This is a genomic window from Paenibacillus sp. FSL F4-0243 (assembly GCF_037963295.1).
GTDB lineage: Bacteria > Bacillota > Bacilli > Paenibacillales > Paenibacillaceae > Paenibacillus_AQ.
In genome coordinates, this window is record NZ_CP150151.1 from 1,466,771 (window position 1) to 1,491,016 (window position 24,246).

At 44.1% G+C, this 24,246-nt stretch carries 27 protein-coding genes; 18 read left to right on the forward strand and 9 right to left on the reverse strand.

The window, feature by feature from the left end; all coding sequences use genetic code 11:
• The 5 genes from NSS87_RS06635 to NSS87_RS06655 are packed head-to-tail and all read left to right on the forward strand — an operon-like array spanning window position 1 to window position 4,239.
• Window positions 1-822 carry an SDR family NAD(P)-dependent oxidoreductase gene (locus NSS87_RS06635; protein WP_339245723.1) on the forward strand — a complete coding sequence of 274 codons (822 nt, stop codon included), beginning with the start codon at window positions 1-3 and terminating at the stop codon, window positions 820-822.
• Window positions 823-1,623, forward strand: coding sequence for an energy-coupling factor transporter ATPase (locus NSS87_RS06640; RefSeq protein ID WP_339245726.1), 801 nt, complete (start codon window positions 823-825; stop codon window positions 1,621-1,623).
• Window positions 1,608-2,465: an ATP-binding cassette domain-containing protein gene (locus NSS87_RS06645; RefSeq protein ID WP_339245728.1), complete on the forward strand. Its 858-nt coding sequence runs from the start codon at window positions 1,608-1,610 to the stop codon at window positions 2,463-2,465. The genes NSS87_RS06640 and NSS87_RS06645 overlap by 16 nt, the downstream gene beginning before the upstream one ends.
• Complete coding sequence (locus NSS87_RS06650) at window positions 2,458-3,261, forward strand: energy-coupling factor transporter transmembrane component T (RefSeq protein WP_339245731.1); 804 nt, start codon at window positions 2,458-2,460, stop codon at window positions 3,259-3,261. Before NSS87_RS06645 ends, NSS87_RS06650 begins: the two co-directional genes overlap by 8 nt.
• A 12-nt stretch (window positions 3,262-3,273) precedes the next feature.
• Window positions 3,274-4,239 carry a nitronate monooxygenase family protein gene (locus NSS87_RS06655; RefSeq protein WP_339248440.1) on the forward strand — a complete coding sequence of 322 codons (966 nt, stop codon included), beginning with the start codon at window positions 3,274-3,276 and terminating at the stop codon, window positions 4,237-4,239.
• A 160-nt stretch (window positions 4,240-4,399) separates the two neighbouring features.
• Here NSS87_RS06655 and NSS87_RS06660 read toward each other — a convergent pair whose 3' ends face one another.
• The gene (locus NSS87_RS06660) at window positions 4,400-5,179 is read right to left on the reverse strand and encodes an alpha/beta hydrolase (protein WP_042185646.1); all 780 of its coding nucleotides are present in this window, start codon (window positions 5,177-5,179) and stop codon (window positions 4,400-4,402) included.
• A gap of 541 nt (window positions 5,180-5,720) precedes the next feature.
• Window positions 5,721-6,815: a Xaa-Pro peptidase family protein gene (locus NSS87_RS06665; RefSeq protein ID WP_339245732.1), complete on the reverse strand. Its 1,095-nt coding sequence runs from the start codon at window positions 6,813-6,815 to the stop codon at window positions 5,721-5,723.
• Window positions 6,816-7,106: 291 nt separating this feature from the next.
• On the opposite strand from NSS87_RS06665, the gene NSS87_RS06670 reads away from it, so the two are divergent.
• Window positions 7,107-7,991 (forward strand): SDR family oxidoreductase, encoded by an 885-nt coding sequence (locus NSS87_RS06670; RefSeq protein ID WP_042185650.1) that lies wholly within the window; start codon window positions 7,107-7,109, stop codon window positions 7,989-7,991.
• Window positions 7,975-8,478, forward strand: coding sequence for an N-acetyltransferase family protein (locus NSS87_RS06675; RefSeq protein WP_339245735.1), 504 nt, complete (start codon window positions 7,975-7,977; stop codon window positions 8,476-8,478). Before NSS87_RS06670 ends, NSS87_RS06675 begins: the two co-directional genes overlap by 17 nt.
• Before the next feature lie 18 nt (window positions 8,479-8,496).
• Here NSS87_RS06675 and NSS87_RS06680 read toward each other — a convergent pair whose 3' ends face one another.
• Window positions 8,497-8,841, reverse strand: a complete 345-nt coding sequence (locus tag NSS87_RS06680; RefSeq protein ID WP_042185654.1) for a helix-turn-helix domain-containing protein — start codon at window positions 8,839-8,841, stop codon at window positions 8,497-8,499.
• A 109-nt stretch (window positions 8,842-8,950) separates the two neighbouring features.
• On the opposite strand from NSS87_RS06680, the gene NSS87_RS06685 reads away from it, so the two are divergent.
• The 10 genes from NSS87_RS06685 (at window position 8,951) to NSS87_RS06730 (ending at window position 17,050) form a co-directional block, all read left to right on the forward strand.
• Window positions 8,951-9,193, forward strand: coding sequence for a YqkE family protein (locus tag NSS87_RS06685; RefSeq protein ID WP_156113209.1), 243 nt, complete (start codon window positions 8,951-8,953; stop codon window positions 9,191-9,193).
• Between the two features lie 232 nt (window positions 9,194-9,425).
• Window positions 9,426-10,373, forward strand: coding sequence for an ABC transporter permease (locus tag NSS87_RS06690; RefSeq protein ID WP_042125010.1), 948 nt, complete (start codon window positions 9,426-9,428; stop codon window positions 10,371-10,373).
• 2 nt (window positions 10,374-10,375) lie between these two features.
• A complete protein-coding gene (locus tag NSS87_RS06695) occupies window positions 10,376-11,320 on the forward strand; it encodes an iron chelate uptake ABC transporter family permease subunit (protein ID WP_042125012.1) in 945 nt (314 codons plus the stop codon).
• Window positions 11,314-12,069, forward strand: coding sequence for an ABC transporter ATP-binding protein (locus tag NSS87_RS06700; RefSeq protein ID WP_042185659.1), 756 nt, complete (start codon window positions 11,314-11,316; stop codon window positions 12,067-12,069). The genes NSS87_RS06695 and NSS87_RS06700 overlap by 7 nt, the downstream gene beginning before the upstream one ends.
• A gap of 122 nt (window positions 12,070-12,191) precedes the next feature.
• Entirely contained in the window at window positions 12,192-13,184 is a 993-nt protein-coding gene (locus NSS87_RS06705; protein WP_269321807.1) for a siderophore ABC transporter substrate-binding protein, read from the forward strand.
• A gap of 174 nt (window positions 13,185-13,358) precedes the next feature.
• The gene (locus NSS87_RS06710) at window positions 13,359-13,862 is read left to right on the forward strand and encodes a sigma-70 family RNA polymerase sigma factor (RefSeq protein ID WP_339245738.1); all 504 of its coding nucleotides are present in this window, start codon (window positions 13,359-13,361) and stop codon (window positions 13,860-13,862) included.
• Window positions 13,855-15,048: an anti-sigma factor gene (locus NSS87_RS06715; protein ID WP_339245741.1), complete on the forward strand. Its 1,194-nt coding sequence runs from the start codon at window positions 13,855-13,857 to the stop codon at window positions 15,046-15,048. Before NSS87_RS06710 ends, NSS87_RS06715 begins: the two co-directional genes overlap by 8 nt.
• 183 nt (window positions 15,049-15,231) lie before the next feature.
• Window positions 15,232-15,738, forward strand: coding sequence for a metallophosphoesterase (locus NSS87_RS06720; RefSeq protein WP_339245743.1), 507 nt, complete (start codon window positions 15,232-15,234; stop codon window positions 15,736-15,738).
• A gap of 100 nt (window positions 15,739-15,838) precedes the next feature.
• Window positions 15,839-16,303: a GNAT family N-acetyltransferase gene (locus NSS87_RS06725; protein ID WP_339245745.1), complete on the forward strand. Its 465-nt coding sequence runs from the start codon at window positions 15,839-15,841 to the stop codon at window positions 16,301-16,303.
• A 36-nt stretch (window positions 16,304-16,339) separates the two neighbouring features.
• Window positions 16,340-17,050, forward strand: a complete 711-nt coding sequence (locus NSS87_RS06730; RefSeq protein WP_076298250.1) for an HAD family hydrolase — start codon at window positions 16,340-16,342, stop codon at window positions 17,048-17,050.
• Window positions 17,051-17,117: 67 nt separating this feature from the next.
• Here NSS87_RS06730 and NSS87_RS06735 read toward each other — a convergent pair whose 3' ends face one another.
• The 3 genes from NSS87_RS06735 to NSS87_RS06745 all read right to left on the reverse strand — a co-directional run bounded on the left by NSS87_RS06735 (window position 17,118) and on the right by NSS87_RS06745 (window position 20,342).
• Entirely contained in the window at window positions 17,118-17,975 is an 858-nt protein-coding gene (locus tag NSS87_RS06735) for a chromosome condensation regulator (RefSeq protein WP_339245747.1), read from the reverse strand.
• A gap of 147 nt (window positions 17,976-18,122) precedes the next feature.
• A complete protein-coding gene (locus NSS87_RS06740; RefSeq protein ID WP_042185672.1) occupies window positions 18,123-19,229 on the reverse strand; it encodes an FAD:protein FMN transferase in 1,107 nt (368 codons plus the stop codon).
• 180 nt (window positions 19,230-19,409) lie between these two features.
• Window positions 19,410-20,342: a glycosyltransferase gene (locus NSS87_RS06745; protein WP_339245749.1), complete on the reverse strand. Its 933-nt coding sequence runs from the start codon at window positions 20,340-20,342 to the stop codon at window positions 19,410-19,412.
• Window positions 20,343-20,615: 273 nt separating this feature from the next.
• Here NSS87_RS06745 and NSS87_RS06750 point away from each other — a divergent pair, with 273 nt between their 5' ends.
• Window positions 20,616-21,338 carry a DsbA family oxidoreductase gene (locus tag NSS87_RS06750; protein ID WP_339245751.1) on the forward strand — a complete coding sequence of 241 codons (723 nt, stop codon included), beginning with the start codon at window positions 20,616-20,618 and terminating at the stop codon, window positions 21,336-21,338.
• Window positions 21,339-21,480: 142 nt separating this feature from the next.
• Here the strand turns inward: NSS87_RS06750 and NSS87_RS06755 are convergent, their stop codons facing one another.
• The 3 genes from NSS87_RS06755 to NSS87_RS06765 form a co-directional block, all read right to left on the reverse strand.
• Window positions 21,481-23,061 carry an oleate hydratase gene (locus NSS87_RS06755; RefSeq protein WP_076284125.1) on the reverse strand — a complete coding sequence of 527 codons (1,581 nt, stop codon included), beginning with the start codon at window positions 23,059-23,061 and terminating at the stop codon, window positions 21,481-21,483.
• A 156-nt stretch (window positions 23,062-23,217) separates the two neighbouring features.
• The gene (locus NSS87_RS06760) at window positions 23,218-23,787 is read right to left on the reverse strand and encodes a TetR-like C-terminal domain-containing protein (RefSeq protein WP_042125036.1); all 570 of its coding nucleotides are present in this window, start codon (window positions 23,785-23,787) and stop codon (window positions 23,218-23,220) included.
• Window positions 23,788-23,807: 20 nt separating this feature from the next.
• Window positions 23,808-24,203 carry a hypothetical protein gene (locus NSS87_RS06765; RefSeq protein WP_042185681.1) on the reverse strand — a complete coding sequence of 132 codons (396 nt, stop codon included), beginning with the start codon at window positions 24,201-24,203 and terminating at the stop codon, window positions 23,808-23,810.
• Between the last annotated feature and the right edge of the window lie 43 nt (window positions 24,204-24,246).

The following is a 24,246-nucleotide window of genomic DNA, read 5'->3' on the forward strand; positions in this document are numbered from 1 at the left end:
ATGAACAAAGTAGCCTTAATTACTGGAGCAACCAGAGGGATCGGGCGTAGTATTGCCGTGCAGCTCGGCAAGTCCAGTTATATAGTGGTTGTAAATGGTACAAAACAAGTCTTAATCGATGAGGTTGTCCACGAGATTCGTCAGGCGGGTGGTGAGGCATCAGGATACTCTGCTAATGTAGCAGATCCAGTTGCGGTCACTGCAATGGTGGATGAGGTTATTACACGGTATGGCCGTATTGAGGTATTGATAGCTAACGCTGGGAATTTGCAGGATCAGAAATGTCTACGGATGACGGATGAAGAGTGGAAGGCTGTGCTGGATGTGCATCTAAATGGCACCTACTATAGCATTCAACGCGTACTTCCATATATGCGCCAGACAGGTGGCGATATCCTGTTGATGACCTCTACGGCTGGACTAACAGGTTCTGTGGGTCAGGTGAATTATAGTGCAGCCAAAGCTGGAATACTTGGAATGACGTGGACACTCGCAGCGGAGCTGAAACGTGATGGAATTAGGGTCAATGCGATTTCACCAGCCGCTTTAACAGATATGACCAGACCTGTCATTAATCATTTGAAAGCGAAACATGCCAGTCTTAATGAACCGTTCCCAGACTTTTGGCGAATAGGTGGCCCGGAGGATATTGCTTCCTTTGTGACTGCATTATTGAGTGAGTCTGACGCGGATTTAACCGGTGAAATCTTTGCTGTGAATGGATCAAAAGTGACGAAATGGGAGAAGCCTGCACCTGCATTTTCCGAGAACAGCATTGGGGCATTTTTCGCTACTTGGCATCGTCAAAAGGGGAGTGAATAAATGCTTACCTTCGATCAAGTTCATTTTTATTATAAAAAGGGTCAGCCTGTCCTAGAGGATATCAGCTTTACGATAGAAGCGGGGGAGTTTGTGGCGATTGTTGGCGCGAATGGCTCTGGCAAATCCACCATTGCAAAGCTCATGGACGGACTGCTGCTGCCGCGAAAAGGATCGGTACAATTTAAGGGTCTAGATACCACAAATCCAGCTGACCTTGCAGATATTCATCAGCAAATCGGCTTTATTTTTCAGAACCCAGAGGATCAATTTATCACCACAACCGTTATGGATGAGGTGCTTTTTGGTTTGGAGAACATCCGTGTGCCAAGGGAGGAAATGCGCAGCCGGTTGGAGGATGCCTTGCAGGCCGTTCATATGGAGGATTATCTGGATGCCATGCCACATCAGCTCTCTGGAGGTCAGAAGCAACGTGTCGCTATTGCGGCTATATTGGCGATGCGCCCGCAAGTCATTATTTTTGACGAAGCCACCTCTATGCTTGATCCTCAGGGAAGGCAGCAGGTGCTTGCCATTATGCAAGAGCTGCATCGTCAAGGTCTGACCATTATTCAGATCACTCACCATATGGAGGAAGTGCTTTCAGCAGAACGATTATTACTCCTGCATCAAGGGCGACTTGAGTATGATGGTGCTCCACTGGATTTTTTTGAAACGATGCCTGTTGCGGACTATCAATTACAACTGCCTTTTGCCGTGCGTGTACATGCATTGCTCCATTCAGAAGTGCCGCCAACAGCCGATTGGAAGGGGATAATTCGATCACAATGGTCTACAAATTAGATAATTTAAGTGTAAACTATGCTGATCATGTGGCTTTGCACAATATAAACTGTACCATTACTGCGGGCAAATGGATTTCGATCATCGGTCCCACGGGTGCAGGAAAGTCTACCTTTGTCAAAGTGCTGAAGGGCTTGATTCCCACCGTAAAAGGAGACTATTGGATTGATCAGCAGCCTGCTCCCAGAGATGCCAAAGGACAATTAAAGGTGGTCCCGGAGCTGGGCTTCGTGTTTCAATATCCAGAGCATCAGCTATTCGAAACTACGGTGCAAAAGGAGCTTTCTTTTGCTCTGAATCTGCAGGGTGCTTCACGCCAGCAAATCACGGAGGCGGTTGAAAGGATTTTACCGCAAGTGGGTCTGTCAGAGAGCATTCTCCCGCTAAATCCATTCCAATTAAGCGGTGGAGAAAAGCGCCGTGTGGCCATTGCCGCCGTGCTGATGACGAATCCGAAGCTGCTAATTTTGGATGAACCGACAGCGGGGCTAGATCCAGCTAGCCAAGTATCTTTGCTGAAGCTACTGAAGACTTGGCAGCAACAAAATCAGAGCACCATTCTCTTCGTTTCGCATCAGATGGAGGATGTTGCTGAATACTCGGATGAGGTTTTGGTTTTTCATAAAGGTCAGCTAGAAGGACATTTTGACCCCAGAACACTATTTATGGAAAAGGAAGAATTATTGGTGGAGCTGGGCTTGTCCATGCCTGAACCCGTACAGCTTTTGAAGCTGGTAGAGGAACTATCTGGCCAAAAAATAGAGGTTGCTAGCTGTAAAGAGCAGGATATCTTCGATGCTGTTCAGCCAATTTGGCATTCGAGGGGGCGTCTACATGGCTGATTCCGTAATAGTGGGTCAATATGTGGAGACGCATTCGATTTTCCATCGTTTAGATCCTCGTATAAAGCTTGTTAGTATCGTGATTCTCATGCTTAGCTTTCTGATGCTTGGAACATGGCTTAGCTATGCAGTTGCAACCGTTTTTGTATTCGGAATTTTGCTGCTGTCGAAGGTTCCTATTCATTTCTTCTGGCGGGGGCTGCGGCCGTTATTATTTGTTTTGCTGTTTACCCTTCTGTATAATGCTGTGTTCACCAAAGGAACGATCCTCTGGTCTTGGTCCTTTATTGAGGTAACTGAAGAGGGACTGCGAACAGGATTACGTTTTGTTTGGCGTATTATATTGCTCATCTTATTAGCCTCAGTATTAACGTTAACGACTAAACCGCTAGACTTAGCGTATGGTCTTGAAAAGCTGCTTGCACCCCTATCCAAAATGGGGATACCCGTAGAACAATTCTCCTTAATGATAGTGATTGCGATCCGGTTTATTCCTACCATCAAGGAGGAGCTTGATCGTATTCTGCTCGCACAAAAGGCTAGAGGTTATGATCTTACAGCATTATCACTACCAAAACGGATATTTGCTTATGTCCCGATCATTATTCCTTTGCTCTTCACGACGATTCAACGTGCTGAACAGCTGAGCTATGCGATTGATGCGCGTGCTTATGGAAATGGTAAAGGAAGAACTTCTTATAGGGTATTGCTATTTCAGAAAATGGATTATCTGGCAGGGGGTATTGCTCTTTTATTTGCTGTGATTCTGCTGTGGTTAAAGATAGGAAAGGTGTAGATGAAGATGAAGATGAAATGGAACACCCGTATTACGGAGTTATTGCACATAGAGTATCCTATTATTCAAGGTGGACTTGCTTATTTAGGTTACGCAGACCTCGCTGCTGCCGTTTCGAATGCTGGTGGATTGGGTCAGGTTACAGCGATGAGTCTTCCGAGCGCAGAGGCTTTACGTTCAGAAATCGAACGGGTCCGTACTATGACCGACAAGCCTTTTGGCGTTAATTTTGCCATCGGTGTGCATGGTATCGGTTATGAAGATCGGGTACAGGTCGCCATCGACGAGAAGGTTCCCGTGGTGAGTCTCACCGGTGGGAATCCGGCCCCTATACTGGAAATGCTACAGCAGACTGATATTAAAACGCTCGTGCTCGTCTCTTCACGCAGACAAGCCCAAAAAGCTGAACAATTAGGCGCTTCTGCGGTTATTGTTGTTGGGCAGGAGGGCGGTGGTCACTTGGGACGTGATGATGTAGGGACTATGGTACTCGTTCCTCAAGTAGTTGATGCGGTTGATATTCCTGTGATTGCTTCAGGCGGGATCGGGGATGGCCGCGGATGGATGGCGGCCCATGCACTGGGGGCTGAGGGAATTGAAATGGGCACACGATTCGTTGCTACGGTTGAATGTGTTCATGCGGCTGCTTCTTATAAAAAAGCCCTAGTAGAAAGCTCCGAGTCAGATACAGTCGTAATCAAACGCTCTATCGGAGCGCCCGCGCGAGTGTTGCGTAGTGACTTCATAGATAAAATTCTCGAGATTGAGCGTGTAACACCGACCTATGAGGCCTTAAAAGAATACATCAGTGGCGCTGCCAACAAACGCTGGATTTATGATGACATCAAAGAAGAGGGCATCGGCTGGGCAGGCCAAGTGACAGGGATGATCCATGATATCCCTACAGTCTCGGAACTAGTCGGCAGGATGGTCAAAGAGGCAGAGTCGATTCGCGGGATGTGGGGAATGCAGGCGTGAAGATGTCAGCAGAGCAGTTGTATCCAAAAGATGAATTAATGAACTGAAAGATAGGTATTAGATTGACGATACTTTATTAAGCTAACGGGCAGGTTTGCTCAATCATCGGGCATTATCGGACTATATTTATGGGGAGCGATGGTGCGGCTAATCCGAGGCGTTATGCAAAAGAAGATAATAGTTGGTTGAATCTATCACGCTCCTCCAAAAAAGGGCAATGGCTGCTGTATTGGAATGGAACTAATTGCGAATTTTTAATCAGCTTATTTGTTTCCTGAGCTTGGGTAAACGGAACGACTTTATCATGAATTCCATGGATAATTAATGTGGGCACATCGATCTGTCCAAGATCGTTGTAAACATTCTCATCTCTTAGCGTGACCATAATGGCGGAGGTCGACCAATTCGCAGCTTGTAAACCCATTAGAAAGAACCATTCGGATTTCGCCTCAGAAATGTACTGAAAGAAAAAGCTCTCCGTTTGGTTTTGCAGCATTTTCGGACGGTCATTGTTTGTCTCTTCGATGATTTTATTCGTAAATTCTTTTGGAACGCTTGATGGAGACGCAGCGTCGATCAGGACGAGTTTAGATACCCCGTACCCTTTATAACGAGCCATATAACGAATTGAGATCGCTCCTCCGGTAGAGTGTCCTGCCAGTGTTATGTTTTTTAGCTGTAACGCTTCGATGACCATACGAAGATCATCTGCTAATCTATCGAAACCGTAACCATCGAATGGTTTATCCGAATTACCGTATCCTCTCCAGTCCACTCCGATACAACGATATCCGAGCTTAGGAAGGAAATTGAACTGATATTCGAACTGGTTATGGTTTAGCGGCCATCCATGAATAAAAAGTATCGTTTTATTTCCCTTCGGATTGATGTCCTCTATAAATACTTTTACGCCCGGTTCTACAGTAACGAAGTATCCCAAGTGTATCGCCTCATTTTTTTTAATGTATTTCCCCGTTAAGATATTCGCCCTAGGCAAGGTTAATGCCTAATTTCGGCGTCAAATTGGGTTTAGATAGTACGTAGAGATTTCTGAGGAATAGCTTGAGTGAAACAATTTCTTCAGATCATTGAGCTCACGGGGTACGTTAGTGGAATAGCGGTTGCTTCGGCAGCCGTTTTTTTATTTGTTCAACTAACGGGCAGATTAGTTTAGCAACCTATACTCAGGAATATATGCGCTAATATTGATATAGCAATAACCAAAAAACGGAGGCAAAGTCATGAGTGAGATTGCTAAAACATAAAAGGTTTTACTGTATCTGATTGGTATCTCGCTTATAAAACAAGAATTTGCAAGGTTGAAAGGGATTATGGATTTGAAAAGGTCTGAACAAGTCGAGTATGGTGCGGGAAAAAGAGAAAGCCCATCACAGTAAGTTGAAAGTGATTCATTTCCAACTTATTAGGGATGGGCTATCTTTGATTCTAATATTTTTCGGATACTCTTGATATTTTCTTTTCTACAAATGAAGAATAGTCAGTTCCTTAGGGAAGCTTGTTAAGGTTTCCGCACCTTCAGCTGTAATAATCAGATCATCTTCGATACGCACACCCGCTAGTCCAGGTACATAAATCCCTGGCTCGACGGTGAACACATTGCCGATCTCGATAATGTCATCGTTCTGTCCATGGAGTGATGGATATTCATGCACATCCATACCGAGTCCGTGTCCGACACGGTGCAAGAAATATTCTCCGAATCCGGCTTCCTCAATCACATCACGCGCAGCTTTGTCGACAGAACCGAAGGGTGCTCCAGGATTGGAAGCAGCGATCCCAGCTTCGTTGGCAGCCAGCACGGTGTTATAGATCGTGATTAGCTTGTCGTCCACGGATTCAATAGCAAAGGTACGTGTAATATCAGAAGCATAACCATCAGCATACACCCCAATATCAAACATCAGGAAGTCGCCTGGCTGAATGACCCGGTTGCCTGGAACACCGTGAGGCAGAGCAGTTTTCGGACCAGAAAGCACCATAGTGTCGAAGGAAGGGCCGGAAGCGCCAACCTTTTTCATTAGATATTCCAGTTCCGCTACTAAATCGTTTTCTGTAACGCCTGTTTTTACATGGGTAAGCACGCGGCGCAAAGCTTCCTCAACTAGCTCAGCGGCATGTTTCATGCGCTTAACTTCATCTGGGGTCTTTTTGGAGCGCATGCTGCGCAGCAATGGTCCTATATCACTAAAACGTTCTGCTGGAACGGCTGCGGTTAGATGCTCAAAACGGGCTACTGAGAAATGTTCCTTCTCTATACCAAGAGTACCTAGCTTACTGCTGCCGAAGCAATCTTTAAGCAGGTTATAGGGATTATCGGTGTCATTATGAGTTAGGATTTTGGTGACCGAAGAAGCTGCTTGAGCCGCTTCCGCATCCAGTGCGGGTAGAATGAGCATTGGCTCTTCTCCGCGTATCAACAGCAGACCGAGAAAACGTTCATGCGGATCGCTGGCGAATCCGGTCAAGTAGTAGACATGTTTGGGATCTGTTACGAGCAGGGCATCAAGGCCTTCGCCCGCCATTTGCTGCTCTAGGCTTGTCAGAGCATTATTCATAGTTGGTGTTCCCCTTTCAACTTCACGATTAGAACTGCAATATTCCTATTATAGATCAAAAATAGACTAGACGCACGAGCCGGAATACATCTATCGTGGGCTAATCATAACATGCCTATTCGCAAGCTTTCCGTAACAAGGATGCATATTTGATCACCTATACTTTTAAAACCTGACAAGAAGCTTTTCTTGAGCCTACTAGTTGGTGTAACATAATCTTAAATATACTTCTCGTAAGGTTAGGCGGAAGCTTATTGGGGTACGGTTGTTGAGAGAGGAGTGATTCTTGGGATGAGAGGTAAAATTGCACTTGTAACTGGAGCAAATTCTGGTATGGGGCTAGCGACGACAGTTGAACTGGCTCGCAAGGGAGCCAAAGTAATTATGGTATGCCGTAATCGCCAGCGTGGAGAGGAAGCACTGGCTGCCGCCAAGCAAAAGAGCCACTCCGTGGATATCGAGCTGATGTTGTGTGATCTGGCCTCGCTGGAGAGCATTCGCAGTTTTGCGGAGGAATTCACCCGGAAATATCCGATTCTAGATATACTCATCAATAACGCTGGGGTAGTTACGATTAAGCGTCAGCTTACGAAGGACGGCTTTGAGATGGATCTTGGTGTGAACCATTTGGGTCATTTTTTGCTCACGAATCTGTTACTGGAACCTTTAAAAGCAGCAGAGCAAGGCCGTATCGTTGTGGTTGCTTCCGGTGCTTACAAAATAGGTGCACTTCACTATGAAGATCCAACTCTCGCACGCCGTTTCAATCCCGCAAAAGCCTATGCTCGATCCAAGTTAGCCAATATACTGTTCACAAAAGAGTTGGCAGCACGCCTGCAAGGGACAAGAGTAACGGTGAATTGCGTGCATCCAGGAGCAGTGGGCACAAATATAGGTGTTAACCGGGAGACAGGCTTTGGCAAGTCGATCCTTAAGCTGCTGTCATACTTCTTTTTAACTCCTGAACAAGGGGCCGATACAGCGATCTATTTGGCTACAGAATCGGATTTGCAAGAGGTAACCGGTCAATATTATTATCGACGAAAGAATCAGGAGCTGACTCCCAGAGCACAGAATAAACAAGAGGCGCAGCGGCTGTGGCAATGGAGCCAGGAGCAGGTCGGCCTGAGTGAATTAACACATTTGGAGGAATCAAGGGATGAATTGGGAGAATAGCAGGATTGAAGATGCAAAACCTACAGACTTAGCAGCTATTGTGGAGATTTATAACTCAACGATTGCTGGACGGATGGTAACTGCTGATCTGGAACCTATTACTGTTTCTGACAGAGAAAAATGGTTCAATGAGCATAACAGTCACCATCGTCCTTTATGGGTACTCAGGCAGGGAGATGAGATTGCGGCATGGTTCAGCTTTCAATCCTTCTATGGTCGTCCAGCGTATAATGCAACAGCAGAAATTAGTGTATACGTGAGTGAAAAGTTCCGTGGTGGTGGAGCCGGTAGAATTCTTTTGAAAGAGGCCATTGAGAAAGCACCTAGTCTCGGCATTAAGAATCTAGTTGGTTTTGTGTTCGGACATAATGATCCAAGCCTTGGTTTGCTAGAAAAATTCGGTTTTAAGCAGTGGGGATTACTACCCGGTGTAGCTGAATTGGATGGTATAGAACGTGATTTAGTGATTGTTGGACTTAAAATCTAACTGCCGCAATTGAAACGCTTACATTTTGAGTGTTGAGCTTACGCTATTTGTGTCACAATCAATCCATATTTTTGACCAACGCTGCAAATCCCGGATAACTGTCTCCAGGGCAAGTCCTTTATCCGTTAAGGAATATTGGATTCGCACAGGTGTCTCAGGGAATACTTCTCGAAGGACAATCCCTTCCAGTTCCAGCTCTTTAAGTCGTTCGGAGAGCAATCTTCCGCTGATGGGCAAGGCTGCTTCAATCACATTGAAACGTTGCGGTCCTTGGAGGAGCTGGTAGATAATTAAACCTGTCCAACGCCTGCCGATAATATCCATACTTTTTTGTAGCTGGGGACATAAATCAGTGGACTTCATATGGCTCACCTCTTAGTGAACATTATAAACGAAAAGACCAATAATTTAAACAAATTCCAATTTAATTCATTACTAGAAGGGATGATTGACAGTGGCTAAAAAAAAGAAAATGCCTACCACTCCGCGTCCTGCTGCGACCGATGCACCAGCTACGCTAAAAGACCTGTTGAGCAGTGATGTTCTTGGAAAGCTGAAGGCGCAATCTGATGCGTTGAAAGCGGAAGAGAATGACCGCAAGGAAGCTGCTCGTAAAGCGGTTGAAGATCAGCGAAAAGCTGAGCAAAAGCGGCTTGAGAATGATTTTGCACATCTGTTGGAGAACAGTAATCAGGATTGGCACAAGTATAAATAACTGCTATAGCTAGCGGAAATAGATCATGTGATAAAGAGATGCCTATTAGGGTGTCTCTTTTTTAATGTTATTTATAAAAATCAATTGTTTTAAATTTTACTATACGAAAGGGTTGACCCTCAAAGTGGGCTTAGGTATAATCGAACATAGTGCAAATGAAAATCATTATCAATACCGATAATATCATCTATTTCCCAAACTATTTAACTATTAAACAGATAAGGAACAACTCATGAAACTAAAATATTTGTCCCTACTTCTAATAGTATTCTCATTTATATCTTTGTTTATAGGCGTAAAAGACATTTCACCTTTGGATCTTTTTTCGCTTACAGAATCTCAGATGCAGACTCTGTTAGTCAGCCGGATTCCACGCTTAGCTGCACTGATTATAGCTGGTGTAAGCATGAGTATTGCCGGATTAATTATGCAGCAATTATCACGAAATAAATTCGTTTCTCCCACTACGGCGGGCACGATGGATTCCGCGAAATTCGGTATTCTCGTGTCCCTGATGCTGTTCACAGGGGCGACACCAATGCAGAAGCTGCTCGTTGCTTTTGTTTTTGCCCTACTGGGAACATTTATATTTATGAGAATCTTAGATCGGATCAAGTTCAAGGATAGTATTTTTATCCCCCTGGTCGGACTCATGTTCGGGAACATTGTAGGCTCGATTACTACATTTTTTGCTTACAAAAATGATTTGGTTCAGAATATCTCGTCTTGGATGCTTGGCGATTTCTCAACGATTATTAAGGGTCAATACGAATTAATCTATATCAGTATCCCACTTGTCATTCTTGCGTATGTTTTCGCTAATAAGTTCACCGTTGCCGGTATGGGGGAGGATTTCTCCGTCAATCTCGGTATGAACTACAAAGCGGTAGTGAACGTAGGATTGGTGATTGTAGCGTTAATCTCTTCAGTTGTTATTTTAACCGTAGGTACGATTCCATTCCTGGGTCTTGTTGTACCTAACATAGTAACGCTATACATAGGCGATAACTTGAAAAAAAATCTGGCGCATACTGCCATTCTCGGTGCGGTGTTCCTCCTGTTCTGTGATATTCTGGGCAGGCTCATTATATATCCATACGAAATATCCATCAGTCTCACGGTAGGCGTCATCGGAAGTGGTCTATTTATCTACTTGCTGATGAGAAGAAAGGCGAATTAGTGATGAAGACGAAACTAACTATATTATCCTTAAGCGCTGTTGCTCTCATCGTCTTGTTTATGACCTATCATGTTATGGGAAATTGGGATTATGTTCTACCCAGTCGGGGGAGAAAGCTGGCGGCCATTTTAATTACCGGAGCGGTGATAGCTGTCTCTACCGTAGTTTTTCAGAGCATTACGAACAATCGGATTTTGACACCTAGTATTCTGGGGCTAGACTCTTTGTACATGTTGATCCAGACGTTCGGTGTATACGCCCTAGGCTCATCCAATATGACGTTTATGAATAAAAATGTGAATTTCTTGTTCTCAGCTTGCATCATGGTTCTGTTCTCAGGTGTGCTGTATAAGCTAATGTTCCGCAGAGAGGGTCAAAACATATACTTCCTGCTGCTCGTAGGACTTATTATGGGGACGATGTTCCAGAGTGCATCTTCTTTTATGGAAGTGCTCATTGATCCGAATGAATTCCTGATTCTACAAGGAAAAATGTTCGCCAGCTTCAACAACGTCAGCAGTGATCTACTGATATTGTCTACAGTTGTTCTAGCGCTAACTACGCTGTATTTCATGCGATTTGTGAAGTATTTAGATGTTATTTCTTTAGGAAAAGATGAAGCCATTAACTTAGGGATCAATTATGACTATGTAGTCAAAAGATTGTTAGTAATTGTATCCATCTACGTTTCAATATCAACGGCTTTAGTGGGGCCGATTACTTTCTTGGGTTTACTAGTAGCCAATGTGGGGCATCAGTTGTTCCGTACGTATAAGCATTCCTATCTGATTCCCGGCACGATTTTGCTAAGCATTATTGCGCTTGTCGGGGGACAGTTTCTAGTTGAACGTGTGTTTGGATTCACTACTACGGTTAGTGTAATCATTAATTTTGCAGGTGGCGTCTACTTTGTCTATCTGCTGTTAAAGGAGAATAAGTCGTGGTAGAAGTTAAGCATGTAAGCAAGCGTTATGGCGGAGTAACCGTTGTAGATGATGTGTCTTTAACCATTAAAAAGGGTGCAATCACCTCGTTTATCGGCCCTAACGGAGCTGGTAAAAGCACGTTGCTCTCCATGATCAGTAGACTTATCTCTAAAGACGCAGGGGAAGTACTGATTGAAGGGAAGGAAATTGGCAGCTGTAAGAGTAATGAGCTTGCTCGTAAAATATCGGTACTAAAGCAGTCCAATCATATCAGCGTACGCCTTACCGTAAAGGAACTTGTTTCTTTCGGAAGGTTCCCTTATTCACAGGGAAAGCTCACACCTGAGGATCGAGCGTTCGTTGACGAAGCGATTGCTTACATGGACCTTCAAGAGATGCAGGATAAATATATTGATCAGCTTAGCGGTGGACAACGTCAGAGAGCATATATTGCGATGGTTATGGCTCAGGATACCGAGTATATTTTACTCGATGAACCACTCAACAACCTGGATATGAAGCATTCTGTACAAATTATGAAGGTGTTACGCCGATTGGTAGAAGAGAAGGGCAAGACGATTGTGCTCGTCATTCATGATATTAATTTCGCTTCTTGTTACTCTGACTACATTGTAGCGCTCAAGAATGGGCGGGTAGCTTCATCGGGTACGGTGGATGAAATTATTGATACAGCAGTGCTTAGGGATGTATATGACATGGATATCCCTATAGAAACAATAGGTGGTCGTAAAATTGGTGTCTATTTTTAAACAAGACGCCGCTTATATTCGGAAATTATTATGACGTAACGCTAGAAGTGATAGGCGCCAGCTTCTTGACGTATACGCGAATAATTCAAATAGCTTGACTATAAATTATAGGGGTGAATATTTTGAAGAAGAACGTATCTTTACTAATCATGACAGTGTTTCTTGCCGTAATCTTGGCGGCCTGTGGCTCCAATAATGCAGCAACTTCAAATAATAATACAGCAGCGGCAGGCAATACAGAGGCTACTACTGCACCGAATACAGAATCCAAAGAGCTTACTATTAAGCATGAACTTGGAGAAATTACGATTAAGACTAATCCGCAGAAAGTGGTTGTATTTGACTTCGGTACACTCGATACTTTGGATAAACTGGGCGTAGAGGTGACTGGAGTGCCTCAAAGCAATGTACCCTCTTATCTCTCTAAATATAGCGATGCCAAATATGAGAATGTCGGTGGTTTGAAAGAGCCTGACTTCGAAAAAATAAATAGTCTTTCTCCTGATCTGATCATCATTTCCGGCAGACAGCAAGATTCTTATGATGAATTCAGCAAAATTGCACCTACATTGTACGTTGCTGTAGATAATGCGAATTATATGGAATCCTTCACGAAAAATGTGAAGACGCTGGGCCAAATTTTTGGCAAGGAAGCTGAAGTAGAAGCTGAGCTTGCGACTATTACTGACTCCGTTAAAGCTCTGAATGAGAAAGCTAAAGCCGATGGTAAAAAATCTCTTATTATTCTTGCCAATGAAGGAAAAATCAGTGCGTATGGTTCAGGTTCCCGTTTCGGTATTATCCATGATGTATTCGGATTTGCACAAGCGGATGATAAAATCGAAGTATCCACTCATGGTCAAAGCGTATCTTACGAATATGTAGCTGACAAGAATCCGGATTATCTGTTCGTAGTAGATAGAGATGCGGCTGTGAAGAGTGATGGCAGCAAATCCGGTTCAGCGAAGGATGCAGTTGAGAACGATCTCGTGAAGAACACAAATGCTTTTAAAAACGGTAAAATCATTTACCTTGATCCTAACTACTGGTACTTGTCCGGTGGCGGTTTAATCTCTGTTAGCGAAATGCTCAAAGAAGTTGAGGTTGTTCTGTAAGTAGAGTAACTCGAGGAAATGGTTATTAAGAAGCCTGTTGGCAGGAGCGATGCTCCTAGCCAGCGGGCTTTTTTTCGCATTCCTCCATAGAATTACTGGTATATTCATACTAGTTGCTAAATTTAGCTGTAACTTTTTATGCGAGTATACGTGGTTAGGTTAAGGGGGGAGTGCATGAAGCGAAATTCACTGGATGAAATATATCAGATGTATGTGATGGATATTTACCGCTATTTGCGCTCCCTTTGTGGTGATCATCACGCGGCTGAAGATTTAATGCAGGAGACCTTTTACCGTGCTTATTTATATTTGGAGGATTGTAAAGACGAGAAGATTAAGCCGTGGTTGTTCCGTGTCGCGTACAATGCCTTCGTAGATTATAAGCGGAAGGAAGGACGCAGTACTGTTCACAGTGAGGATTTTTTTAAACAGCTGGCCCATCCAGATACCACGGAAAGCACGCTGCTTCGGCAGGAACGTTGGGAAGAGATGAGGATTGCGATAGGTGAGCTACCGGACAATCAGAGGCATGCACTGCTGCTACATGATTTTCATGGTCTTAGTTATCTGGAGGCATCGGACATTATGAATGTGGGTCTGTCCCAATATAAGATATTGATTTTTCGGGCTAGACAGAAGCTGCGTGAAGCAGAGCGGAGGAGGAATGAACATGAGTGAGGAGTTCAAGGAGAAGTTAAGAAGGTACGGCGAAGGTACCCTTGCTGACGAGGATAGGGATGTAGTAGAGCGCGAACTGGAGAAGATGGAAGCTTATCAGGCTTATCTGGATGAACTCATGGGTGAAAAAAAGCCGGCTTCAAGTGAGGATAAGAGCATAAAATTCGGAAAGGGTAAAAGAAACAGATCTGGCAAGGAAAAAAAGATCATCCGCCGCGGTAAATGGAGAGCCCGTATATCGAATACTTTAACGGTAATTTCTGCGTTCTTAATTTTCATGATTATTTGCAGTATTATCAGTGCGATATTTTATGGTACTGGGGAGAGAGTAGAGAAATACCGTGATGTCGTTTCTTCCGCAATTGCTGTTTCACAGCCGAACACGATTGTACATTTGAGCAGTGGTACCGGTCCATTTTTTAGTATGAATCTGACAAGTAAGATAGAGAAACAAGTGGGAGATGAACAAATCACTGTCGGAGATTATTCAATGAAGCTTCTATTTGGCTGGGCTAGGCTCTACAACTATTCCTGGACGAATGAGAGTAGAAGTGTTGGTTATTACTTTCTATATCCACAGGGGAAGAATGATGCGGCAAATAGTATGGATAATGGCAGTGAGTGGGAGAGATTAGAGAAGCTCCCTGAGGGGACGGTAGCGGAAGCATACTTGTCTTTTGACCAATTATTTACGACAGATGAGCTGTTGAAGAAGTTTGAGCCTAAGAATCTTCAGCCTTTGTGGTTTGCGGCAGATACAGGTCCACGGACACGACAGCCAGTAGTTAATGATCCATTAGGTTTTCCATATATGCCAATTTGGCATGCGGATGATATGAAAGTGACACAGGAATCGAGGGAGAAGCGAGGATGGTTTGGAGGGGTGACTAGCCGTTCGAGTAGTTCTCCATCTGTTAACTCATTTGGTGATGGTGAACTGCGTAATGCAAACTTCCTCAAGACGCTGCACTTGATGCAAGAGTATAAATCCATCTCCAAAAGGGTGATTCCATTCATTGATTTGGATGATTCCATTAGTTATATAGAGAAGAATGGAGTTAAGCTCTATGGGGCTGTCGTAACCGGTCCGGTGAAAGAACTGCTCAAGCTGAAGGAAGAAACATGGGTCAGCAGAATGCATGTTGGGGAAGTAAGGCTGTGGAATTGGCAGGATAGAGAGAACTAAGATTTAATAGAAGCCGGATATGCCCTGTATGGGAGGGTGTACCCGGCTTTTGGTCTAGCTAGATAGTGATAGAGTCACAGAACTTGCTTCTCGCTTAAGCAAATCGTACAATTATTTGAATATTAGATTTATGAATAAGTATGATAAGCGAAGTTAAGTATGATAGATTAGGAGCTGAGATTTATGAAAGTAGGAGTCGTATCTGATACACATATGTCAAGAATGGCTAAGTCTCTGCCAAAGGCGTTGATAGCAGAGTTTCAAAATGTGGATTTAATCTTGCATCTCGGTGATTGGGTGAGTATAGGAATCTATGATTTACTGTCAGAACTAGCACCGGTGGAGGGGATTGCCGGAAATAATGATGGCGATGAGATCATTGCGCGTTTCGGAGAGCGCAAGATCATTACCCTTGAAGGAATCCGGATTGGCATGGTACATGGACATACGCCACATTCCCGCAAAGGAACGGATGGGAACGCCCTACTTGCTTTTGCGAATGATGAGGTGGATTGTATTCTCTTCGGTCATTCACATCAGCCCTTGCTAAGAGAGGAGAATGGTATCCTGCTATTTAATCCAGGTTCTCCTACAGATAAGCGGCGTGAGAAATTGTATTCTTTCGGAATTTTAGATATCGAAGCGGGTAAAGTTAGTGCCCGGCATGTGTTCTACGATTCAAAGGACTAAGGCTCAATTGTCCAAATCATTCGGCGTTCTCTCCATGGTGAACGGCTCGGTAACCATTTACAATGAGGTTAAAACGGGCGAAGCCGGAAAGTGAGCGCTGATGATGAACAATTATCGGATAGAACGAGTGGTTCTGGATGATTTAGAACGGCTCATCCCATTATTTGATGAGTATCGAGTATTTTATGGAGCAGCCTCAGATTGGGAAGGTGCACGCGTCTTCTTAGCCGAAAGACTAAAGCTGAATGAATCTGTGATCCTTATGGTGGTTGAGGGGGAAGGCGATGAGAAACGCGCGCGGGGCTTCACACAGCTCTATCCTTCTTTTTCATCGGTTACGATGGAGCGCCTTTGGATACTGAATGATTTGTTCGTTACTGCAGAAATCCGAGGGCAAGGGCTAGGTGCTATGCTACTGGAAAGTGCTAGAGATTATGCGGTCTCTACGAATACGAAGGGCTTATCCCTGACAACGATGACGGAGAATGTGGGGGCGCAGCGGTTATATGAAGCGCATGGCTACATTCGGGATGATGAATTTTTTACCTATAACCTTTTTTTCTAAAGCAGCTAGAGAGAAAGACGAGTAAGGGGCGTTAAAGTGGAAACAAGTCATAAGTTGGCAATCTTTTTTGATCTCGATGATACGTTGTATGATCATCTGGTACCATTTAAAGAAGCGGTACGGGAAGTGCTCAGCCCAGATGAGAGTAGTCTGGACTTTGCAGAATTATTTTATAAAGTGAGACATCATAGCGATGTGTTGTGGCCAATGTATTTGCGCGGTGAGATTCCGCTTGAAGAGACGAGGGTGCGCCGTTTGGAGCTTGCTTTTGCCGAGTATGGTTTGCAGATTGATCGTGATCAAGCCACGGCGGTTCAAGCGGCATATATTGGACGTCAATATACGATTCAGATGATTGATGGCGTGCGTGAGCATCTTGAACGATTTATTGCGGATGGTCATAAGGTAGGCATTATTACGAATGGACCGAAGGATCATCAGATGAGTAAGATTCGTGGACTAGGCTTAGATCAGATTATTCCCGAGGACATGATCTTTATTTCTGATGCTGTAGGACTTGCTAAACCAGACCCGGAAATATTCATACATGTAAACCAAAAGACGGGTACTTTAGCGGACAATTCGCTTTATATAGGGGATACTTGGGCTAACGATGTAGTTGGAGCACTTGCGGCTGGATGGAAGGTTTGCTGGTACAATCCGAGAGGCAGACAACCGGCTACGGATCATAAGCCTAGTTATATTTTTACTAATTATAAGGAATTTGGCGAGCTTCCTTTGGTGTGAGAGAACAAGTCCTCCAAAGATATTAGAAAGCCATGCGAGAGAAACCTGCGCATGGCTTTCATTACTTTTATAACTGATTTTCGGGTAGTTGAATGCCGCGCCACCCGCTTACATCGCATTGTCCATGTTCGTTATTACCCACAGCAACCACCGTACCGTCCGATTTAAGACCGATGGTATGAGTGCAACCTGCCGTTACCGCCACTATATCGCGCCAGTCACTTATATTGCATTCGCCGTGCTTATTCCAACCCACAGCAACCGCTGTACCGTCTGATTTAAGACCGATGGTATGATGACTACCTGCCGCTATAGCCACAATACCGTGCCAGCTGGTTACATTACACTGGTCTTCATGATTTCGACCCGCAGCAACTACCGTGCCGTTCGATTTAAGACCGACGGTATGAAGGTAACCCGCCGCTATAGCCACTATGTCATGCCAATCATTTACATTGCGTTGGCCATACCGATTATTACCCACAATTGTCACCGTGCTGTCCGTTTTAAGCCCGACGGTATGCCAATCACCCGCAGCAACTGCTACTATATCACGCCAGTCACTTACATTGCATTGGCCTTCATTATTTCGACCCACAGCAACTACCGTGCCATCCGATTTAAGTCCGACACTACGACGCCAACCCGCGGCTACCGCCACAATATCAGCCCAGCCGCTTACATCGCATTGGTCATACTTATTCCAACCCACAGCCGTCACCGTACCATCTGATTTAAGCCCGATGGTATGAGCATTACCGGTATGAGCATTACCCGCCGCAACCGCTATCATATCGCACCAGTCACTTACATCACATTGGCCATATTTATTATCACCTACAGCCGTCACCGTGCCGTCTGATTTAAGGAGGGCGGTATGACGATAGCCCGCCGCTATGGAAGTTAGGGGTTTCACAAGGTTCATAAATCTCGCTCCTTAGTTGATGGTGGATGTTTTGATTTTCTCATGTTTCGCAGAGGGAGAAGCGTTCTTCTTGTTGCTCCTTCTATCCAAAAAAAAGCTTGCTCCCTAGAAAGCCAGCTACGGCACAAAGGGACAAGCTTTTTTCGTTTAATCTGCGAAGCTATACGTTGGATCTGTCAGGTTCATTCTTTCTTTTATGCCTTTAGTGGCATAGATTTTGTTGTCGTCGGTAATAAAGAAAGCTTCAACATCATCAGGTAAAGATTCAAGATATTTCATGCCCTCCTCGATTCCCATCAGGAATACCCCAGTGGATAAGGCATCCGCATCTGTTGCATTCGGGCTCATAATGGTAAGGCTTTTGAGACCGTTCTGTGAGGGATATCCTGTGCGTGGATCAAGGATATGATGGTAACGAACATTGTCCTGCATAAAATACCGTTCATATACACCTGAAGCATCGATGACCTCATCTGAGATCTTAATGGTTCCTAGCTGTGTGCCACGGCTTTGATCTGGATCCTGCAATCCGATATTCCATTCCGTTCCGTTTGGCTTCTTACCGAGAGCAATAATACTGCTGCCTCCGAGATTAATCATAGCGCTATTTAGACCTTGCTCTTTCAAATAATCAGCGATACGGTCAGCAGCATAACCTTTACCAATACCGCCCAGATCTAGCACCATATTTTCCTTCATCAGCTTTACAGTTTTCGCAGCTTCATCAATTTCAACGTCCTTGTAATTGGTTAGGCTCTTCGCTTTATCAATTTCAGCTTGGGGAGGGACCTTATCTCCACCGCTACCAATATTCCATAGATCGATTAACGGACCGATTGTAGGATCAAATAGCCCGTCCATTTCCTTTGCGTATTGTATGGATTGTTTAATTACATCCAGGGTCTCGTCAGAAACAACAACCGCTTCTTTTCCTGCTGCCTGATTGACTGCGTAAGTCTCTCCACCTTCTTTGGTGCGGCTAAGCTCCATATCCATTCGCTCCAGCATCTGCTGGATATCATCCATATTTTTCTGTTCTACTGTAGCACCGAACACTTTGATATTCACAACAGTGTCATAAATATAAAAGGTTTGAGAGAGAGACTTTTCCTCTCCTTTTCCGGCTGTTGTTGCGCTACCCGTAGTTCCCGCTGTTTTATCGTCCTTATCCTTAGTAATTAGCCAAGCGCCGACAGCTATGAGGGCGATGACGATTACAACGAGGATCAGCGTCGTTTTTTTGTTCTTGAACATATTCCACCATCCATAAAGTTAGTTTCTAAAACAAAACACATTATTTATATCATACCCCAGATAACAAGTTGATGGAAATTAATTTCATGACACATTTAGGGATATAATCGGGTGACATAGAAAAAAGTCCCGTATCCTGATTCGGAGCGGTGCTACAGATTTAGAAGTATACGATGCTACTTAATCGAGCATATATTCACTATATTTATTCTTGCGAGGATTTAATACGAAGAGGATACCCTTGGCATATCCGCTAACGGCTTTGAAATTTCGTTTTAGAGTCGCTTTAGCCGTAAGACAAGTCAGTGTCCAAATCAAGGCAGCATAATTCATAAAAGGAGCATTACGCAAGTTGAGCAGATAGTAGTGGTTGATGGCGGTAGCTTGTGCTACAACGCCCGCTTTATCGCGAGAGCCTGGCGACTCATGATGGACGATCTTCATCGCGGGATTAATTACAAGCTTGCCATAGCGGCTAGCCAAATGGGACAAATAAATATCTTCGGCTATGGAATAGCTTGTCATCCATGGATAGGGCTTAATATCACGCAGTGCCGTACGCCGGAAGGACATATTGCATCCGTGAAAAAAATCCGTTTCAAATACATGCTCCTTCTCTCCCCAAAGGAATTGCGAGCCTGCAAACATACTTGCCGACAATCTGCCTGGTGATCCGGACATTTGTCCGGTTAGCATACCGAATAGCCTGCTTGGCATGCTACTATGTATGCCTTTGGCTACACCACCTACACCAACAATGGAATCATCAGCTGCATAAGTATCTAGCAGTCGTCGAATATATAAGGAGTCATCTAATTCTGCATCATCATCTAAGTGGAGCATAATTTCTGCATGGATCAGTCCTAGCGCTTCGTAACGTGAAAGCCAGAGACCAGGTTTAGTTTTGCGATGATAATGTAGTTTAGCCTGCGGTAATCCAGTTAGTATTTCACGATAATAGGCTAATCTGTCCTCAGGGATCTCACCGTCGTCCACAATCCATAGCTCGATGGAGATGTCCTCAAGCTGTGTCTGCTTGCCAATGGACTCTATGCACACCGTAAGGTCGTCGATTCGGTTACGGGTAGGAATCACTATAGATAGATCATACATATCTTGAATCTCCCTTCAGGACTTCTTTCGTCCGCTAATCTGAATGTAGTCTCCCGGCGAAATGGTTACCTTGATTCTATCGTTCCTAATGAAGAGCGTATATACCACTTTCGTATACTTTTAGTTGGGGTTCAGGTCTAATGAGAGTTTTTGAAAATAAAAGTTAAGTTTGTATTTTTCGGTTTTTAACTATATAATAGTAAGCGACAAATATTTAGTTATCAATCTTATTCAGCAGTTACAAATGAACAATAATATTAGGAGGTTTTTTTCATGAGAATAGATATTTGGTCCGATTATGCGTGTCCATTTTGTTATATTGGTAAAAGACGTTTGGAGAATGCGCTGAGTCAGTTCCCGAACCGTGATCAAGTAGAGGTGGTATTCCGTAGCTTTCAACTAGATCCACACGCAGAGGTGAGTACAGATAAGAATATTCATGAGCTGTTGGCTACCAAATACGGCATGTCAATCGAAAAAGCAAAAGCAATGAATGCTCAGTTAGCTGAGCAAGCACAAGATGTGGGATTGGAATTCAATTTTGATACAGTGAAGCATACGAATACTTTCGACAGCCACCGCCTGAGTCACTTTGCAAGCTCAAAAGGAAAAGGTGCAGAAATGTCCGAACGTTTGCTACGTGCCTACTTTACGGATTCATTGAATCTTGGAGACCGCAGTGTACTTGCTACACTTGCTGCCGAGGTAGGGCTGGATCAGGCAGAAGTTGCGGCAATGCTGGAGACAGATGCTTATACAGCTGAAGTGAACGGCGATATCGAAGAAGGAAGCCGTCTTAATATTACCGGTGTGCCTTTCTTCGTATTCAACAATAAATATGCGTTATCTGGTGCACAGCCAGGACCTGTATTTACAGAGGTATTGGATACCGTGTGGGCGGAGGAGCAAGCAGGACCAACGCTGCAGGTGGTTGGCAAAGGAAAATCCGAAGTATCCACGGATGATGGCTGCGCGGACGGATCTTGCAATATATAAAGTTCGTATAGTGTGGAAAAGAAGAGATGGAGAAGTATCCATTTCTTCTTTTTTTTAGTTCCGAAACTCTGCTCTGTTTTACACACCACAAAGACAAGCGCCCCCGAATCTATCCGGGATCGCTTGTCTCTTTATGATGTGTTTATCTAAAAGAAGTGATAAAGCTTGTGAACAAGGTGCGGACATCGTACTGATGTTGATTGATTGGCTCGATAGGCCGGTTAATGCCGAGCAATGTGTATACTGCAGTTCTTGCTGCTCGGATAGAGTATTCTTCCGTGAATACAACATCATCTGGAATTTCGCAATATTGGCCAACGAAGGCAAGGTTAGTGGAGCCTTCAGGAACTACTTTAGGTCGGTCGCTATTTAATCTAGGCATGAATTGTGAAGTGATATAAGGCATCATACATGGAATACAATTAGCAGTTGCCATGATCTCGTCCTTATGTTCTTCGAAATGAAGATGACCGATTAATTCTTCCATAATTTCTTCACCGGTACATTCACTCATTTTCTTCTTCACGAAGTCTCCTACGTTGTCAGGGTACAAACCGTAACCCCAGAATACTTTTACATGCTCTGGTTGATTGCGGAAATGCGGTTGGAAAGCTAAGACAACGGACATTAACCAGCTCGAATCTTTAAAGGTAACCAATGCGCCAGTACCTGCACGATTACGAGTGAATTTCTCCATAAGATCGAAGAATTTGGAATCTTGGAAGGTCACGGTAAAGGACTCCCATTTTGAACCATCGATATGATCATCGAAGGAGGATGGATTGCCGAGACCTGGTTTTTTGGCAGCGATGTTCTCCCATAACTTCCATGAGCTACCCTTCCCATTGAGACGTGGGGCAGAGGTCATGGATCCAAGGCTTGATCCTTCAGTCATGGAGCCGTTCGTGACGATTACGATATCGTCTTCGCTTATGTTAATAACGTCTGGGACACCTTGGCGCAGGACGTTCATTTGGGTTACGGTAATGCCATCTCCATCTTTGAACTGCAGGTCAGTTACTGTACATTTCAATGTAAAGTCTACACCAAAGCCTTCGAGATATTTGTGCATAGGTAAGATGATGGAATCATACTGGTTATATGGAGTGCGGGTTACGCCTTCCAGGGTTTGTATTCTTGGGAACTCATGAACGAAGCGAATCATATATCGTTTAAGCTCTACCGCGCTATGCCAAGGTTGGAAGGCGAAAGTAGTAGCCCACATATACCAGAAGTTCGTGGTGAAAAAGTGTGGACCAAACCAGTCGTTAATCCGAGCTTTTCCCATTTTTTCTTCCGGTGTAATAATCAATTTACCCATCGCAAGCCGGTCAGCCATATCGAAGCCCATGGATAATACATCTTCCACCTCACCGTTGCGGTTAACGAGTCTAGCGTTAGCATGTGTTGGATTGGCGGTATCGAATTCAATAATCTCTTCTCTAACGGATTTCTCAGGATGGTCGAGGGAGGGAATCGACATGAGTAGATCCCATGTATTCTCATAGGTTTCATCGTTGAGCATCCGGCCACCGCGAATGACATAACCGTGCTCAGCGTCACCTGCGCCGTCGTTGCTGCCACCGAGAATCTTCATCTCTTCAATAATGTGAATGTTCTGTCCCGGAAAGTCACAGTCTCTGACCAGGTAAGCCGCGCCCGCTAAGGATGCAATTCCGCCACCGACAAAATAAACCTGTTTATTACCGTACTCTTTTTTCACAATGGTCGCCTCCAAGTTGTTGTTGAAATAATCACATTCTTAATGTAAACCAACTCCAATTTTGAAGGTATAATCAATCCTTTTAGAGTGTATGGATTTTAGTCATTACGGTCTATGTGTCTAGTTTTTAGACAAAAAAACCGCTGAACCCAAAGGTTACAACGGCTTGTTCTCATATTTGTGCAAAGCTTTTAGAAAATTCCCCTCAATGAGTACACTTAGCTTCTCGATAATGTGATCCGGATGCTCCTTCATCCCGTCTCTCATCCACTGAATGACAAGGCCTGTGAAGGCCAGTGTATAGAAGTTAGCAATGAAATGTTTATCTTCATGGCTAACCTCCATCCCGGCGGACAGTTCGTTTATGACACCCATAATGAGATCATTCGTCACTTCGTATAGATACGCATCCAGATGATTTCTGCCCAGTGAGTTCAAGGTGTTGCAGCAAAAGGTTTTATTTCGTTCGATATAGCAGAAGATTCTATAAAAACCGTCCGTCCACGTACTGTAGCTACGATACTGGGCGATGCTCTCTACAGCCTCAGTCTTATAGATCCAACCGAGTAAATCAAATATATCTTGAAAATGATAATAGAAAGTTTGTCGATTTAGTCCGCAATGGTCCACGAGCTGTTTGACTGTAATTTTATTGAGCGACGTATGTTCCATTAGTTCTTTTAAGGAATGGGACAATGCATTTTTGGTTAGAAAAGAATTGGACAACGATCGATCATCTCCTCCGTTCAAGCTTTCGGCCACTGCTTAACTAGCAGACGAATTCCTTCCGCCAATAAACCGAGTGCAAATCCTCCACATGTAAAAAAGAAAAAAGCAAGGAGTCCCGCGAGATCCTCCCAACCGGACATCTCTCTATAGGTGTAGCTTAGCATAATTACTGAACCGATGATTATTCCTGTTGTAGTGATTAACCAGAGTAGACGAGCTCCGAACCACGCTAAGACGTTAACGATACCAGATACAATAATGGAAAAGAGTGCGAAGCGCAGCAAGAGTGTGACATCTAATGTATGAGCCATCATAACGAATCTGTGCAGAATGAAAAGCAGCCACAGAAAAACACCATAAACAGCCATCCAGATAAACCAACGGTTACTTTTGGTAGCAGGCAGGAATTTCATTTCTGGCTCACCTCTTTTTCCAAAGTACGAACGGTGTGCAGTA

Bases quoted from the DNA above. Each gene is read 5' to 3' on its own strand.
- NSS87_RS06735 (WP_339245747.1), bottom strand. From the start codon at position 17,975: ATGAACCTTGTGAAACCCCTAACTTCCATAGCGGCGGGCTATCGTCAT.
- NSS87_RS06685 (WP_156113209.1), top strand. From the start codon at position 8,951: ATGCCTACCACTCCGCGTCCTGCTGCGACCGATGCACCAGCTACGCTA.
- NSS87_RS06715 (WP_339245741.1), top strand. From the start codon at position 13,855: ATGAGTGAGGAGTTCAAGGAGAAGTTAAGAAGGTACGGCGAAGGTACC.
- NSS87_RS06750 (WP_339245751.1), top strand. From the start codon at position 20,616: ATGAGAATAGATATTTGGTCCGATTATGCGTGTCCATTTTGTTATATT.
- NSS87_RS06725 (WP_339245745.1), top strand. From the start codon at position 15,839: ATGATGAACAATTATCGGATAGAACGAGTGGTTCTGGATGATTTAGAA.
- NSS87_RS06690 (WP_042125010.1), top strand. From the start codon at position 9,426: ATGAAACTAAAATATTTGTCCCTACTTCTAATAGTATTCTCATTTATA.
- NSS87_RS06745 (WP_339245749.1), bottom strand. From the start codon at position 20,342: ATGTATGATCTATCTATAGTGATTCCTACCCGTAACCGAATCGACGAC.
- NSS87_RS06740 (WP_042185672.1), bottom strand. From the start codon at position 19,229: ATGTTCAAGAACAAAAAAACGACGCTGATCCTCGTTGTAATCGTCATC.
- NSS87_RS06655 (WP_339248440.1), top strand. From the start codon at position 3,274: ATGAAATGGAACACCCGTATTACGGAGTTATTGCACATAGAGTATCCT.
- NSS87_RS06635 (WP_339245723.1), top strand. From the start codon at position 1: ATGAACAAAGTAGCCTTAATTACTGGAGCAACCAGAGGGATCGGGCGT.
- NSS87_RS06640 (WP_339245726.1), top strand. From the start codon at position 823: ATGCTTACCTTCGATCAAGTTCATTTTTATTATAAAAAGGGTCAGCCT.
- NSS87_RS06720 (WP_339245743.1), top strand. From the start codon at position 15,232: ATGAAAGTAGGAGTCGTATCTGATACACATATGTCAAGAATGGCTAAG.
- NSS87_RS06650 (WP_339245731.1), top strand. From the start codon at position 2,458: ATGGCTGATTCCGTAATAGTGGGTCAATATGTGGAGACGCATTCGATT.
- NSS87_RS06675 (WP_339245735.1), top strand. From the start codon at position 7,975: ATGAATTGGGAGAATAGCAGGATTGAAGATGCAAAACCTACAGACTTA.
- NSS87_RS06710 (WP_339245738.1), top strand. From the start codon at position 13,359: ATGAAGCGAAATTCACTGGATGAAATATATCAGATGTATGTGATGGAT.
- NSS87_RS06695 (WP_042125012.1), top strand. From the start codon at position 10,376: ATGAAGACGAAACTAACTATATTATCCTTAAGCGCTGTTGCTCTCATC.
- NSS87_RS06680 (WP_042185654.1), bottom strand. From the start codon at position 8,841: ATGAAGTCCACTGATTTATGTCCCCAGCTACAAAAAAGTATGGATATT.
- NSS87_RS06670 (WP_042185650.1), top strand. From the start codon at position 7,107: ATGAGAGGTAAAATTGCACTTGTAACTGGAGCAAATTCTGGTATGGGG.
- NSS87_RS06645 (WP_339245728.1), top strand. From the start codon at position 1,608: ATGGTCTACAAATTAGATAATTTAAGTGTAAACTATGCTGATCATGTG.
- NSS87_RS06665 (WP_339245732.1), bottom strand. From the start codon at position 6,815: ATGAATAATGCTCTGACAAGCCTAGAGCAGCAAATGGCGGGCGAAGGC.
- NSS87_RS06765 (WP_042185681.1), bottom strand. From the start codon at position 24,203: ATGAAATTCCTGCCTGCTACCAAAAGTAACCGTTGGTTTATCTGGATG.